This window comes from Pigmentiphaga sp. NML080357, assembly GCF_002188465.1.
Taxonomy (GTDB): domain Bacteria; phylum Pseudomonadota; class Gammaproteobacteria; order Burkholderiales; family Burkholderiaceae_B; genus Pigmentiphaga.
This window is the reverse complement of record NZ_NINW01000037.1, coordinates 37,900-51,500: the sequence shown is the minus strand read 5'-3', so window position 1 is coordinate 51,500 and position 13,601 is coordinate 37,900. Positions and strand designations below refer to the sequence as shown.

Genomic DNA, 13,601 nt, shown 5'->3' with positions numbered 1-13,601 from the left:
GCACGGGGATAAAACTTTGATGATACCGGCCGGTCCTGCGGCCGAAAGCGAAATTGTTGCCGGTGTGGTGCCAGCCGCCACAAGAGTGTAGGGAATGTAAACTTTTGCTAGCATCGGGGAGCCGCGGCTAATTTTTGCACTCCAATGAGCTAGCATCAAAGACATGGACTCTTGGAGACTAGCTATGAACCAAGTCGTCGACCACCCCGCCGTGCAGTATTTCCTCAAGTCGCGGGTTCACGATTTGCCCGAAGGGCAGTTCCGCGGCTATGTCGAGATCAAGGCCCGCGCGGGCAAGGATATGCTGGACAGCCGGCTCAAATACTGCCCGCTCATACGCGGAACGTGGAACGAAGCCATCGAAGATGCGGAGCGCCTGGCGGCAACCATGCGCGCCACCGACTACCAGGACGGCGAGTGCTTCGTGTTCTCCACGCGGGGCGCGAGTAGCTTCGACGCATTCATGACCATGTTCGCGAGATAGCGGGTCCGCGAGGGGCGGGGCTGGACCGGCGAAGCCGGTTCCCCGGCCCCGAGGCGGCGAGCGGCTCTTTCCTCAGCCGTTGATGATCTCGCCGCCGTTGGGATGGAGAACCTGGCCCGTCATGTAGCTGGAGTCGTCCGAAGCGAGAAAGACATAGCAGGGCGCCACCTCCTCGGGCTGGCCGGGGCGTTTCATCGGAACGCTGGCGCCGAAGGTCGAGACTTCCTCGGCCTTGAAAGAGGCCGGAATCAACGGCGTCCAGATGGGGCCCGGCGCGACCGCATTGACCCGTATGCCGCGTTCCACTACGGCCGAGGACAGCGACCGTGTAAAGGCCACAATGGCGCCCTTGGTGGCGGCGTAGTCGATCAGGTGCGCGCTGCCGCGATAGGCCGTGACCGAGGTGGTGTTGACGATGGCCGAACCCGGTCCGAGGTGGGGCAGCGCCTCGCGGGTGAGATTGAACATGCCGAAGAAGTTGGTGCGGAACGTGCGCTCCAATTGCGCGCTGTCGATGTCCTCCAGCGCTTTCTGCGGATGCTGCTCGGCGGCGTTGTTGACCAGGATGTCGATGCGCCCGAATTCCTTCATGGCGCGGCGTACGACGTCCCGCGCGTGCGCCTCGCTCCCCAGGTCGCCGGCCAGGCCCACGCAGCGACGGCCGGTTTGCGCCACCTGGCGTCGAGTCTCTTCGGCGTCGGCCGTCTCGTCCAGGTAGGTGAACAGGATGTCGGCGCCTTCCTTGGCGAAGGCGACCACCACGGCCCTGCCTATGCCGCTGTCGCCGCCGGTCACGATGGCGCACCGGCCTTGCAGCTTGCCCGATGCGCGATACTCCGGCCCGGTGCTCCGGGGCTCGGGGTGCATGTCGCCCTGGATTCCGGGCTGCTTGGGCTGTTCCTGCGGTGGCAAGGTTTGCTGGTCCGATTTGCCTGGCATGGTCGTTCTCCCGTGGATAGGTCCGCGTGGGGCCAGTCTTCCAGCAACAAGCATGCCGCATGCGCGGCGGTCAGCGCCCGGTGTCGATGGCGGCCGGGCTTTCGTATTGCACGTCGAGCAGTTCGAATACCTGCATGGCCAGCGCCACGCAGGCGTTGGTCAGTTGCCAGGGCAGCCCGCGAGGGATACGGTCCTGCAGCAGGAGCTTGGTAGCCCACAGGTGGGGGACGGGGTCGAGCAGCCGGTGGCGATAGGCGCCCAGCAGGAGATCGATCGACGCCTCGGCCGCGCGCCTGGCGGCATCGTCCGCCGGCCATTGCGACGGCAGGCCCCAGGCGCGAGGCATCCATTCGAGGTCGCGCAGCACCGTGCGCATGTCTTCGTGGGAGTCGCGAAAGGGCAGGAGCACGAGATCGGCCTGGTTGGCGAGATGGCTGTCGGCGTCGGATCGATTGCCGCCGCCATCGATGACGCCGAACCAGTCGTCGACGCGGTTCAGGGTGGCAACGACCTTGGACAGGTTGCCGGCCTCGCGAGCGTCGAAGGGCAGGTACAGGCGGCCGTCCTTGGACAGGCGTTCGCGCTCGAGATCGGTCAGCACGCAGACCACGCGCTTGCCGAGCAGCGCCATGCCGTGCGAGATCATGTGGGACAGCGTCGTCTTGCCGGTGCCGCCCTTGTTTCCCAGTACACAGACGATCTGGGCCATGTCTCCATACCTTGCGTGCGCCGTGGAGGGCCATGGCGGCGCGCAGGCCGCTCTCGGGCCGGAGGTGGCCGGCGGGCACGGGCGCCAGCGTATCCGCCCGCCAGTATCGCGCGCCCGCCGCGCCCGCCAAAGCAGGAATAGGGCGCTTTAGGCGGGCTTGTTCGGCCGCGTGTCCGGCCAGGCCGCCGCGCCTACGCGGCCCGCCGTTGGCCGCCCTGGCCGACGACCGCCCAGGCTTGCCCGATCAGGGCCGGGTCGTTGCCGGCGAGCAGGCGGCTGTCGGACAGCATCTGGCGCCAGCGCCGGGCGCCGCCCTGGGCGTTGAACAGGCCCAGCATATGGCGCACCACGGCGCGCAGCGGCACGCCTCGCGCCACTTGCCCGCTCGCGTAATCGGTCATGGCGCGCACGACCGCCTCGTCGTCGGCAATGGCGGCCTCGGGCCATAGTTGCCGCGACAGCTCGGACAGCACGCGCGGCCGATGGTAGGCCTCGCGTCCCAGCATCACGCCATCGAGTTCGCCGCCGCCATGCCCGATGTGAGACAGCGCCGCACCCGCATCGACCAGTCCGCCGTTGAGCACGATGCGTGCGTTCGGGAAATCCTGCTTGAGCTGCCGCGCGACGTGATAGCGCAGCGGAGGAATTTCGCGGTTTTCCTTGGGGGACAGGCCCTTGAGCACGGCGTTGCGGGCATGCACGATGAAGACCTCGCAGCCGGCCGCGTGCACGGTGCCGACGAAATCGCGCACGAATCCGTACGATTCCTCGTAGTCGAGGCCGATGCGGTGCTTGACCGTGACCGGGACGTCGACGGCGTCGCGCATGGCCTTGACGCAGTCCGCCACCAGTGTCGGCTCGGACATCAGGCAGGCGCCGAAGGCGCCTTTCTGCACGCGGTCGGAAGGGCAGCCGCAGTTGAGGTTGATCTCGTCATAGCCCCAGTCCTGGCCGGCCTTGGCGGCGCGGGCCAGGGCCTGTGGCTCGTTCCCGCCCAGTTGCAGCGCGACCGGGTGCTCGGCCGGATCGAAGTCGAGGTGCCGGGCGGCATCGCCGTAGAGAATCGCCCCGGTGGCGATCATTTCGGTATAGAGGCGCGCGCGCGGCGCGAGCAGCCGATGGAAGAACCGGCAGTGGCGGTCGGTCCAGTCGATCATCGGCGCGACGCACAGCTCCCAGCCGCCAAGTTGTTGATTTGAAAGCATAATGCGTAATGATAACCTGTCAGCTGCGGGCACCGGCCGCCCGTGGGGGAACGCCCGGCGATCCGGGCGTTGGGAACCGCGGCTAGGCGCCAGCGGGGAACCACATCCGCGGCACGAAAGTTGCGGCGCCGCGGTTCCTCGTGAAGGAGTGCGCTATGCCCAACAGCCCCGCAACCCCGCCCAGCCCCAAGCAGTCGGACGACCAGCCGCGCGAACAGCAGCGCAGCCATGGCGATACGCAGAACCGGACGAAGAAGGACGGCCACACGGACCAGATCGGCACCGGCGGCGACCAGACATCGCAGCGGCAGCGCGGCGGCGGCGCACGCCGTCCAGGCTGAGTCCGAACGCTAGGGCGGCAGGATCTTGCCCGGATTCATCAGGCCGTCCGGGTCCAGCGCGCGCTTGAGGCGCCGCATCAGTTCGAGTTCCAGCGCGCTCTTGTAGCGCGCCATCTCGCCGCGCTTGAGCTGGCCGATGCCGTGTTCGGCGCTGATCGAGCCGCCGTGCGCGTGCGCGCTGTCGTGCACGAGGCGGTAGACCTCGTCCTGGCGGGCGAGGAATTCGGCCTCGGCGATCTCGGGGGGGCGGGTCACGTTGTAGTGCAGGTTGCCGTCGCCAAGATGGCCGAAGGTGATGTGGCGCACGCCCGGAATCGCCGCCTGCAGCAGGGCGTCGGTCTCGGCCACGAACGCCGGAATGCGCGACGTCGGCACCGAGATGTCGTGCTTGATGTTCTTGCCTTCCCATGCCTGGGCGGCCGAGATGTTCTCTCGCAGGTGCCACAGCGCGCGGCTCTGGGCGAGGCTGGCGGCCACGGCGGCATCCACGGCGGTGCCGTTTTCCAGCGCCGCCTGCAACACATCCTGGAAGCGCGCCTGCGCGTGCGATTCGCTTTCGCTGTCGGACACTTCCAGCAGCGCATACCACGGGGCGGGCGCGAGCGGCAGCTTCTGGTCGGGGAAGGCGCGGGTCACGACCTCGAGGCTGGCGTGCGACATGACTTCGAAGCCGGTCAGGCCCGCGCCGAAGCCGGCCCGGGCCTGACCCAGCAGGGTGACCGCGGCCGCGAGCGAGGGCAGGCTGACCAGCGCGGTGCACTGTGCCACCGGCAGGGGATAGAGCCGCAACGTGGCGGCGGTGATGATGCCCAGCGTGCCTTCGCTGCCGATGTAGAGATCGCGCAGATCGTAGCCCGTGTTGTCCTTGCGCAGGCCGCGCAGGCCATCCCAGATCTCGCCTTCGGCGGTGACCACCTCCAGCCCAAGGGCCAGCTCGCGCGCGTTGCCGTAGCGCAGGACCTGGGTGCCGCCGGCGTTGGTGGCGAGGTTGCCGCCCACCGTGCAGCTGCCTTCGGAGGCGAGGCTGAGGGGGTAGAGGCGACCGGCCTGGCGCGCCCAATCCTGCACCGCCTGCAGCACGCACCCCGCCTCGACGGTAATGGTGTCGTTGTCGGTGTCGATCGCGCGCAGGCGGTCGAGGCGACGCGTCGATATGACCACCGCGCGTCCGCTGGCATCGGGCGTGGCACCGCCGGCCAGGCCGGTGTTGCCGCCCTGGGGTACGACCGGGGCCCCGTACCGCCGGCACAGCCGTACGACCTGGGCCACTTCGTGCGCGGTGGCGGGACGCACGACCGCGCACGCGGCGCCGGTATAGCGTCCGCGCCAGTCGGTGAGGTAGGGCGCGGCATCCTCGCCGGTAAGCACCTGCTCGGCGCCCAGCGTCGTCTTGAGCTCGGTCAACAAATCCATGCATCCTCCATCCGGAGCCGGGCCGGGCGAAAGCCAGGAGGGCGTCCGCGGCCGGCCGTCAATGCGCCGATTCGCCGGCCGCCTTGCGCGCGGCCTTGGCCGCCCGTTTCGCCGGGCGCACGTACAGGATCGCACACCAGAAGAAAATCGTCGTCAGGACGACTTCGACCCACGCCACCTGCGCCGAAAAGCCCGGATCGCTGGTGGCGCGCACCACGCCTTCCATGAAATAGAGCAGGATCAGCATGGAGGCCCATTGGTAGGTATAGAGGTTGCCGCGCAGAATGCCGCGCAACGGCAGCAGCAGCGGGATTGCCTTGAGCACCAGCATCGAGCCGCCCGGGCGCAGCGGCGCCAGCACGGTCTCCCAGACGATGCACAGCGCGATGAGGGCAAGCAGGGATGCCGAGGCCGCCAGGCGCAGGCGCGGGTTGAGGGCGACGGGGGCGGCGCTCATCGGGAACGGGCCTGGCGGCCGGCCTGGAGTTCGAGGGCGGTGCTGGCCAGGCGCGAGCCCAATGCTTCGGCAAGCTGGGTCTCGTCGCGCTGCAGCGGCAGGCTGTTGTCCACTCCCGCGACGTGCGAGGCGCCGTAGGGCGTACCGCCGTGGCGGGTGCCCATGAGCGCCGGCTCGGTAAAGGGCAGGCCCACCAGCAGCATGCCATGGTGGAGCAAGGGCAGCATCATGCTGAGGAGCGTGCTTTCCTGGCCGCCGTGCATGGAGCCGGTGGAGGTGAAGACCGCAGCCGGCTTGCCGGCCAGGCTACCCGCCAGCCATTGCTGGATGGTGTGGTCGATGAAGTACTTCATTGGCGCCGCCATGTTGCCGAAGCGGGTGGGGGAACCCAGCGCCAGTCCGCCGCACTCTTCTAGGTCCGCCGCTTCGACGTAGGGAGGACCGCTGTCCGGGATGGCCGGAGCCGTGGCCTCGCACACGGCCGAGACGGGCGGAACCGTGCGCAGCCGCGCCCGCGCGCCGGGTACGCGCTCGACCCCCAGGGCGATGTGTTCGGCCAACTGGCGTGTCGAGCCGTGCCGGCTGTAGTACAAGATCAGAATATCCATAGGCCGGTATTATCTCTCGTCATGGTCCAGAACGCTTCCGAGATGCCGATTTCCGCCACGTCACCGACGCCGTCCTCTTCCGCAGCGGGGCCCGCCCGTCCCGAATCCCGCACCGCGGCGCTGCGCCGCCATCTGCTGGCGCACGAGTCCTGGCCGGCGCGCGTGGGCAGGCTCTTGAGGTTCGCCCTGCAGCGCGCGGCCGAGGAGCGCATTACGCAAGTCGCCTCCAGCCTGACCTTTACCTCCGTGCTCTCCATGGTGCCGCTGCTGGCGGTGGCGCTGGCGCTGTTCACAGCCTTTCCGCTGTTCCGCGAATTCCAGGGGGCCCTGGAGGCGTTCCTGGTGAGCAACCTGATGCCGCCGTCCGTTGCCGACAACATCATGGACTACCTCAACCAGTTCGCGCAGAAGGCGAGCCGGCTGACGGCGGTGGGCGGCATCTTCCTGATGATCACCGCCGTGTCGCTGATGCTCACCATCGACAAGGCGCTGAACGAGATCTGGCATGTGCGCAAGGGCCGGCCCCTGGCGCAGCGGGTGCTGATCTACTGGGCCACGCTCACGCTGGGGCCGGTGCTGATCGGCGCCAGCCTGTGGGCCACGTCCTTCCTGGCGCGCGAATCCATGGGGCTGGTGGGAGACGTGCCCGCGCCCATCGGCGTGCTGCTGTCCTTCATTCCGCTGATTCTGACTGGATTGGCCTTCGGCGCTCTGTTCATGGTGGTCCCCAACCGCCATGTCGAGACACGCGACGCGATGACGGGCGGTTTCGCGGCCGCCATCGTGCTGGAAATCATGAAATCCGGCTTCGCCTTCTACCTCACCCGCTTTCCCACCTACACCGTGCTGTACGGCGCCTTCGCCACGCTGCCGATCTTCCTGATTTGGGTCTACCTGTCGTGGCTCGTGACGCTGTTCGGCGCCACCCTGGCGGCCAGCCTGCCCCTGATCCGCATGGGGCGCTGGGAAACGGTGCGGCGGCCGGGGCGGCCCTTCGTCGATGCCTTGTCCATCCTGCGCGCCCTGTCTTCCGTGCGGGACCGCAACCCGCCGGGGCTGAGCACGCTATCGCTGCGCAGCCGGCTGAACCTGCATCACGACGAACTGATGGTGGTGCTCGATACCCTGGCCAGCATTGGCTACATCGCGCGCATCGGCGATGCCGGCAGCGCCCGCGAGCGGTGGGCCATGGTGTGCGACCCGACGGTGGCGACCTTGGCGCCGGTGGTGGACCGGCTGCTGCTGGACCGGGGCCCGCTGGCCGATGATCCCATGCTGCTGCGGGCGGTGAACGCGGCCTGGGAAAGCGGTTCGGTCACCATTGCCGAGGCCTTGAAACAACGGCCGGAGGAAGTCGAGGCGGAACTGGCCCTGGATCGCGAACTGGAGCTGGAGCCGGACCAGGGCGAGCGGGAGGCCGAGGCCGAAGAAGAGGCGACCGAAGCCGTGCAGGACGAGAGACTGCGTCGCCTGCGCGCGTCCTGACCGCCGCGGCCATGACAGTCCTTGCCACGCTCCGCGCGTGGGCGCGCCGGATCAAGCGAGACGCGTTCACGCTGTGGGTGGCCAGGCAGGCCGAGGAGCGAGAGCTGCAGGCTGCCCCGCCCCGCAGCGTGGCGGGGGCCGTGGCGATCCTGCTGTTGTGGACGCTGGCCTTGACGGCCTGCGCCGCGTGGATGTTGCGCAGGTTCGCCTAGCCCGGCGCGCCCGTCAATCGAGCCGCCAGTAGACTCCACCCATGCCGCAGCGCATCGGCACCGAGGGCACGTAGAACACGGTTTCCGCACGCGTATTGCCGCATACGCCGGCCGCGCCCATGGCGACGACCCATGCCAGCAATTCGCCCGCGCCGCCGTCGCCCCCGGTCAGCAGCTTGTCGAAGGTGAGTTCGCGCTTGACGCGCTCGGCATCGCCGGATTCCATCAATTCGAGGAACCAGCGGTCGAATTCCTCGTGCACCGTGAAGTAGTCCTTGCCGCCGGGATCGTGCGAGAGGCCGCCCGTACCCATGACCACCACCCGCTCGTCCGACGGGAATTGCTGGACGATGCGCGCGATGGTCTCTCCCACCGCGTAGCAGTGCGCCGCGCTGGGCACCGGCGGCACGATGGGATTCATGTGGATGGGGACGAAGCGCACGTCGTAGCGCGGGAACAGGAACTTGAGCGGCACCGACCAGTTGTCGTCGAACAAGAGCTTGTCGGCGAAGGCATGGTTGATGCCCGCCTTGGCCGATTCGCGCACGAGCGCGCGCCCGAGTTCGCGGTGGCCGGCCACCGTGTAGTCCGGGATGTTGAGCCAGTCGCGGAACCAAGGCGCCGGGCCGGCCCATTGTTCGCCGATGCCCACGCAGAAGTCCGGAATGTTGTCGAGCGAGAAGTTCAGCAGATGGTCGTTGGCGATGCCGATGACCACGTCCGGACGCACCTCGTCCATCAACTGCTGGAACCTGGCATAGCCGGCCAATACGCCGTCCTGCTCATGCTGCGGCGCCTTGTCTATCCAGCCGGTGACGCCGGGAGCGTGGGCCACGCCCAGGGTTGCTACGATCTTTGCCATGCGAGTCTCCGGAGTCAGTCCTTGGATGCGATACCCATTTTCTCGGCATACAGGCGGGCCGCGTCGCTGTCGTTGTGGTTGCGCGAGCCGCCCTTGAACAGGCGCGAGACCTGGGGCAGGAAATAGGGGTGCATGCCCATCGCGCCGAGGGCCTCGATGTCTATGGCGCGCCAGGCGCGTTTCTCTTCCTCGCCCAGGCCGTAGGCCGCCATGGTGGCTTCCAGGTCCTCTTTGAAGGCGAGGTACTTCTGCTCGTCGCGCCGCAGCTCGAACACCATGCGGTTGGAAGGCAGGGTCTTGTCGGTGTCTCGGATTCCCATGCTGGCTCCTTGATTCGATGAAAACGATAAGTCGTTCACTCGGCCGCGGCAACATTGAGCCAGCGGTCGAGTATCTCGGGCGACGCCCGCAGTTCTTCGCTCGAGGACCGATGCACGATGCGGCCGCGGTCCAGGATGATGGCGGTCGAGGTCATGGCCAGGGCGATGACCGGGTGTTGCTCGACCACGATGGTGCTCATGCCTTCCTGCGTGTGCAGGGCAATGATGGCGGCGCCGAGTTCCTCGACGACGATAGGAGCCAGGCCTTCCATGGGTTCGTCCAGAAGGAGCAGGCGCGGGTTGGTCATGAGCGCGCGGCCTATCGCCAGCATCTGCTGTTCTCCGCCGGACAGTTCGTTGCCCAGGTTGTTGCGCCGCTCGCGCAGTCGCGGAAACAGACCGTATACCCGGTCCAGCGTCCACGGGCCGCGGCAGGCCACCACGGTCAGGTTTTCCTCGACGGTCAGCGAGGCGAACACCTCTCGCTCCTGCGGCACCCAGCCCAGCCCGGCGCGAGATCGCTGGCAGGCGTCCAGCCTGGCGAGGTCGCGGCCTTGCCAGAGGATGCGCCCTGCCGTCAGGCGCGTGTTGCCCATCAGGGTTTCGAGCAGGGTGGTCTTGCCCACGCCATTGCGTCCGAGCACCGCCAGACCGTCGCCGGCGCCCACGGAGAACGAGAGATCGTCCAGCACCATCGCGTCGCCGTAGCCGGCGCGCACGTGCTCCAGTTGCAGCAGGCTGTCCGTAGCGCTCATGCGCATGCCGCCTCCAGGGGCGCCGCCTGCCCGAGGTAGGCCTCGCGCACGCGGGGATCGCGGGCGATGTCGCCAGGTAGCCCGGTGGCGATGAGGCGGCCGGCGACGAGCACCGAAATGCGTTGCGCAAAACGGAAGACGAGGTTCATGTCGTGTTCGATCAAAAGGATGGCGATGTCCTGGGGCAGTCGATCCAGGACCGCGAAGACATGGCGGCTGTCGGCCGCCGAGACGCCGGCCGCCGGTTCGTCCAGCAGCAGCACCTTGGGCTTGCGCGCCAGCGCGAGCGCGATTTCCACCAGCCGCTGCCTGCCATAGGCGAGCTGCCGGGTGGGCCGATGCGCGTCCTGCGCCAGGCCGATGCGCTCGAGCAATTCCCAGGCCTCGGTGGCCGCCGGCTCATGCCGGCGCAGCGACCCGAACAGCGAGCGGACGGCTCCGGTGCGCGCCAGCACGACCAGCGTGACCGCCTCCAGCACGGTCATATCCAGGAACAGCGTATTGATCTGGAAAGTGCGCACCAGCCCCAGGTCCACCCGTTTGTCGGGCGGCGCCGCGGTCACGTCCGCGCCGTCCAGCAGCACGCGGCCCGAGGTCGGGCGCAGCATGCCGGTCAGCAGGTTGATGAAGGTCGTCTTGCCCGCGCCGTTCGGGCCGATCAGCGCATGCCGGTCGCCGGGAGCGAGCGACAGGTTCACGTTGTCGGTCGCCACCAGCGCGCCGAAGCGCTTGCACAGGTCCACGGTCTGTATCATCGTTGCGCCTCCTTGTGCGCCAGGCGCCGGGCCAGCCGTGCGGCGGTGCCCATGATGCCGCCGCGGGCAAAGAAGATGGTGAGCACCAGCAGCAGGCCCAGCCAGAAATGCCAATAGGCGGGGCTGATGCCGGACAGCAGGTCGCGGCCCACGACGAATACCAGCGCGCCGATGAAGCCGCCGTACAGGTAGCCCACGCCGCCCAGCGCGGCGATGATCAGGATGTCGGCCGACCGCCCGAAACCGAGCGCATCGATGGTGATGAACTGCGTGATCTGCGTCGTCAGCGCGCCCGCGACGCCCGCCACCGCCGCCGAGGCGACGTAGGAGATCGCCAGGGTGCGGCCGTCGTCGATGCCAACGGCCAGCGCGCGCCGGCGGTTCATGCGCGTGGCATGCAGGGACAGGCCATAGGGCGAATTGACCAGCCTGCGCACGAGGTAGAGCGTGACGAAGGCCACGATGGCCGCGTATGCGTAGGCGGTCGATCCCATGAGGTCGAACGGGAAGAGGCCAAGCAGCGGCGCGAACTCGATGCCTTGCAGGCCGTCGATGCCGCCGGTGACCGCGGTGGCCTTGTTGGCGGCCTCGTACAGCACGAGGCCGATGGCCAGCGTCACCATGAGCCGGCTCAGGTCGGTGCCCCGCACGACCAGCCGGCTGCCGAGCGCGCCCGCGCATGCCGTGACGGCGGCGGCGATGGCCAGCGCCGAGACCGGTTCGTGCCAGCCGTACTTGCCGAGCCAGCCGGCGGTGAACGCGCCCACGCCGAAGAACGCGGCATGTCCCAGGGTGACGATGCCCGCGTAGCCCAGCAGCATGTCGAGCGACAGCGCGAAGATGCCGGTCACCAGCACTTGCGCGCCCAGGCTGCGGTGATCGGGAAAGACGAAGAAGGCCGCGACGACGAGCGTCCAGAACACGAGCTCGGGCACGCGCCAGCGCGAGCGGTCCAGCAGGGGGCGCAGCGGGCTGCCGTTCATGCGGCCCTCCTGCGCGCGAAGAGGCTGTAGAGGCCTTGCGGCCGGTACAGCAGGACCAGCGCCATGAGCACGTAGATCATGAAGGCCCCGAACTCGGGGACGTAGTATTTGCTGCCGATGTCGCAGATGCCCAGCAGCATGGCGGCGAAGAAGGTGCCGTTGACCGAGCCGGCGCCGCCCAGCACCACCACGAGCAGGCACAGCACCAGCGTGCGCGTGGCGAAGGCCGGATCCAGGCCCAGCACCTCGGCCCCGAGTGCGCCGCCCAGCGCCGCGAGCCCGCTGCCGATCGCGAAGGCGATCATGAATACGCGCTTGACCGGTATGCCCATCGCGGCCGCGATGCGCTGGTTGTCGACCGAGGCGCGGATCATCGCGCCCAGGCGGGTCGAGTCGAGTCCCCAGTTCAGCAGGGCGAGCAAGGCCAGGCCCGTGCCGAGCAGCATCAGCCTGTACTTGGAGACGCTGAGATCGCCCAGGTACCAGCGGCCGTCCAGGTACTCGGGCACCCGCACCGCCTGTTGCGACGGCCCCCAGAAATAGTGGACGATGCCGCCGGCCATCAGCATCAACCCGAAGGTCAGGAGGCTCTGGTCGAGCGCCGTGGCGCGATAAAAGGGCGCATAGACCACGCGTTCCAGCACCAGGCTGGCCAGGGCGATCGCCGCCACGACCACGGCCACCGACGCGAAGAACGGCCAGGCCAACTGGTTGACCAGCGTAACGAGGAAATAGCCGCCGAACATGGCGACGGCGGTGTGCGCGAGGTTGACGAAACCCATCAACCCCAGCGTGATGGACAATCCGAGCGCGATCACGAACAGCATGGCGCCGTACGACGTTCCATCGATGATCACGCCGACGAAGTCGGTCAGCATGCGGACTCCTTTGGCTAGCGGGCCTTGACGGCCTTGATCTTGTCGAACTCGACGTTGTAGAGCTCGCCTCCGACCTTCTGGACTTTGCGGATGTAGATGTCTTGCACGATGTCGCGCGTGGCGGGGTCGATCGAGATCGGGCCGCGCGGGCTGTCGAGCTTGAGTCCTTTCATCGCCGCGACGAGCTTGTCGCCGTCGGTATCGCCGCCGGTTTTCTTGACCGCGGCGTAGATGACGGCCATGGCGTCATAGGCGCCCACTCCGATGAAGTTGGGCCGCTTGCGTCCCTGATCCTGGACCGCCTTGACGAAGCCGCGGTTCAGGTCGGAGTCGTGCGCGGCCGAGTAGTGGTGGGCGGTGACGGTATCCAGCGCGACGTCGCCGATGGCCGGCAGCGAGTCGTCGTCGACCAGGTCGCCCGTGCCGATCAGGCGAATGCCCGCTTGCTTGAAACCGCGTTCGTTGTACGCCTTCATGAAGGCGATGGCGGCTTCGCTGCCCGGCACGAACACGAAGATGGCGTCGGCGCGCGCGTCGCGGGCCCGTTGCAGGAAGGGCGCGAATTCCATGCTGCTGACGGGCATGCGTATTTCGCCCGCCATCTGGCCGCCGGCGGCGGTGAACGCATCCTTGAAGGCCTGCGCGGCGTCGTGCCCGGGGCCGTAGTCGGACACCAGCGAGAATACGCGCTTGATGCCGTTCCTGGCCGCCCAGGTGGCCATGGGCGCCGACGTCTGTCCGAGCGTGAACGCGGTGCGCACGATATAGGGAGACTTCTCGGTGACGATGGCCGTGGCCGCGAGCGCGATCATCGGCGTCTTGGCCGCGGTGGCGATGGGCGCGGCGGCCAGCGCGTTGGGGGTGAAGTTGAAGCCCACCAGCGCGTCGACCTTGTCGCGGGTGACCAGTTCCTGCGCGTAGCGGCGCGCGTTCTCGGGCGAGATGCCGCCGGTGTCGCGCAGGATGAGCTCGACCTTGCGGCCGGCCACGGTGTCGCCGTTGAGCTTCATGTAGGCGCGCATCGCGCTTTCGATGGACTGCCCGGCGGAGGCATAGGTGCCGGAGAACTCGGTGACGACGCCGATCTTCAAGGGCTTGTCGGCGGCATGCGCAGGGCCGTGCGCGGCCGCGGCGGCCAGGACGCATGATGCGAGGCAAGAGCGAAGATGCAGTTTCATGATTCGGGCTACTCCTT

At 68.0% G+C, this 13,601-nt stretch carries 17 protein-coding genes; 4 read left to right on the top strand and 13 right to left on the bottom strand.

What is annotated here, in order from left to right; translation table 11 throughout:
- Positions 1–184 precede the first annotated feature (184 nt).
- The gene (locus CDO44_RS15440) at positions 185–484 is read left to right on the top strand and encodes a hypothetical protein (protein WP_087781098.1); all 300 of its coding nucleotides are present in this window, start codon (positions 185–187) and stop codon (positions 482–484) included.
- A gap of 72 nt (positions 485–556) precedes the next feature.
- Here CDO44_RS15440 and CDO44_RS15435 read toward each other — a convergent pair whose 3' ends face one another.
- The 3 genes from CDO44_RS15435 to dusA all read right to left on the bottom strand — a co-directional run bounded on the left by CDO44_RS15435 (position 557) and on the right by dusA (position 3,337).
- A complete protein-coding gene (locus CDO44_RS15435; protein ID WP_087781097.1) occupies positions 557–1,423 on the bottom strand; it encodes an SDR family oxidoreductase in 867 nt (288 codons plus the stop codon).
- Between the two features lie 70 nt (positions 1,424–1,493).
- Complete coding sequence (locus CDO44_RS15430) at positions 1,494–2,132, bottom strand: AAA family ATPase (protein ID WP_087781096.1); 639 nt, start codon at positions 2,130–2,132, stop codon at positions 1,494–1,496.
- Positions 2,133–2,323: 191 nt separating this feature from the next.
- Positions 2,324–3,337, bottom strand: coding sequence for a tRNA dihydrouridine(20/20a) synthase DusA (gene dusA, locus CDO44_RS15425; protein ID WP_087781095.1), 1,014 nt, complete (start codon positions 3,335–3,337; stop codon positions 2,324–2,326).
- Between the two features lie 155 nt (positions 3,338–3,492).
- Here dusA and CDO44_RS15420 point away from each other — a divergent pair, with 155 nt between their 5' ends.
- Positions 3,493–3,678 (top strand): hypothetical protein, encoded by a 186-nt coding sequence (locus tag CDO44_RS15420; protein ID WP_087781094.1) that lies wholly within the window; start codon positions 3,493–3,495, stop codon positions 3,676–3,678.
- A 9-nt stretch (positions 3,679–3,687) separates the two neighbouring features.
- On the opposite strand, the gene CDO44_RS15415 is transcribed toward CDO44_RS15420, so the two are convergent.
- The 3 genes from CDO44_RS15415 to wrbA are packed head-to-tail and all read right to left on the bottom strand — an operon-like array spanning position 3,688 to position 6,156.
- Complete coding sequence (locus CDO44_RS15415; protein ID WP_087781093.1) at positions 3,688–5,091, bottom strand: FAD-binding oxidoreductase; 1,404 nt, start codon at positions 5,089–5,091, stop codon at positions 3,688–3,690.
- A 58-nt stretch (positions 5,092–5,149) separates the two neighbouring features.
- Positions 5,150–5,548 carry a DUF2069 domain-containing protein gene (locus CDO44_RS15410; protein ID WP_087781092.1) on the bottom strand — a complete coding sequence of 133 codons (399 nt, stop codon included), beginning with the start codon at positions 5,546–5,548 and terminating at the stop codon, positions 5,150–5,152.
- Positions 5,545–6,156 carry an NAD(P)H:quinone oxidoreductase gene (gene wrbA / locus CDO44_RS15405; protein WP_087781091.1) on the bottom strand — a complete coding sequence of 204 codons (612 nt, stop codon included), beginning with the start codon at positions 6,154–6,156 and terminating at the stop codon, positions 5,545–5,547. The genes CDO44_RS15410 and wrbA overlap by 4 nt, the downstream gene beginning before the upstream one ends.
- Before the next feature lie 42 nt (positions 6,157–6,198).
- On the opposite strand from wrbA, the gene CDO44_RS15400 reads away from it, so the two are divergent.
- The gene (locus CDO44_RS15400; RefSeq protein ID WP_087781443.1) at positions 6,199–7,641 is read left to right on the top strand and encodes a YihY family inner membrane protein; all 1,443 of its coding nucleotides are present in this window, start codon (positions 6,199–6,201) and stop codon (positions 7,639–7,641) included.
- Positions 7,642–7,652: 11 nt separating this feature from the next.
- Positions 7,653–7,853 (top strand): hypothetical protein, encoded by a 201-nt coding sequence (locus CDO44_RS15395; RefSeq protein ID WP_087781090.1) that lies wholly within the window; start codon positions 7,653–7,655, stop codon positions 7,851–7,853.
- A 13-nt stretch (positions 7,854–7,866) separates the two neighbouring features.
- Here CDO44_RS15395 and CDO44_RS15390 read toward each other — a convergent pair whose 3' ends face one another.
- Genes CDO44_RS15390 through CDO44_RS15360 form a run of 7 tightly spaced genes read right to left on the bottom strand, consistent with a single transcriptional unit; the run spans position 7,867 to position 13,584 of the window.
- Positions 7,867–8,715, bottom strand: coding sequence for a hypothetical protein (locus CDO44_RS15390; RefSeq protein WP_087781089.1), 849 nt, complete (start codon positions 8,713–8,715; stop codon positions 7,867–7,869).
- Between the two features lie 14 nt (positions 8,716–8,729).
- Positions 8,730–9,035, bottom strand: a complete 306-nt coding sequence (locus CDO44_RS15385; RefSeq protein WP_087781088.1) for a hypothetical protein — start codon at positions 9,033–9,035, stop codon at positions 8,730–8,732.
- Positions 9,036–9,070: 35 nt separating this feature from the next.
- The gene (locus tag CDO44_RS15380; RefSeq protein WP_087781442.1) at positions 9,071–9,790 is read right to left on the bottom strand and encodes an ABC transporter ATP-binding protein; all 720 of its coding nucleotides are present in this window, start codon (positions 9,788–9,790) and stop codon (positions 9,071–9,073) included.
- Positions 9,787–10,545, bottom strand: a complete 759-nt coding sequence (locus CDO44_RS15375; protein WP_087781087.1) for an ABC transporter ATP-binding protein — start codon at positions 10,543–10,545, stop codon at positions 9,787–9,789. The genes CDO44_RS15380 and CDO44_RS15375 overlap by 4 nt, the downstream gene beginning before the upstream one ends.
- Positions 10,542–11,528: a branched-chain amino acid ABC transporter permease gene (locus CDO44_RS15370; protein ID WP_087781086.1), complete on the bottom strand. Its 987-nt coding sequence runs from the start codon at positions 11,526–11,528 to the stop codon at positions 10,542–10,544. The genes CDO44_RS15375 and CDO44_RS15370 overlap by 4 nt, the downstream gene beginning before the upstream one ends.
- Positions 11,525–12,406: a branched-chain amino acid ABC transporter permease gene (locus CDO44_RS15365; protein WP_087781085.1), complete on the bottom strand. Its 882-nt coding sequence runs from the start codon at positions 12,404–12,406 to the stop codon at positions 11,525–11,527. The genes CDO44_RS15370 and CDO44_RS15365 overlap by 4 nt, the downstream gene beginning before the upstream one ends.
- Positions 12,407–12,420: 14 nt before the next feature.
- Entirely contained in the window at positions 12,421–13,584 is a 1,164-nt protein-coding gene (locus CDO44_RS15360) for an ABC transporter substrate-binding protein (RefSeq protein ID WP_087781084.1), read from the bottom strand.
- Between the last annotated feature and the right edge of the window lie 17 nt (positions 13,585–13,601).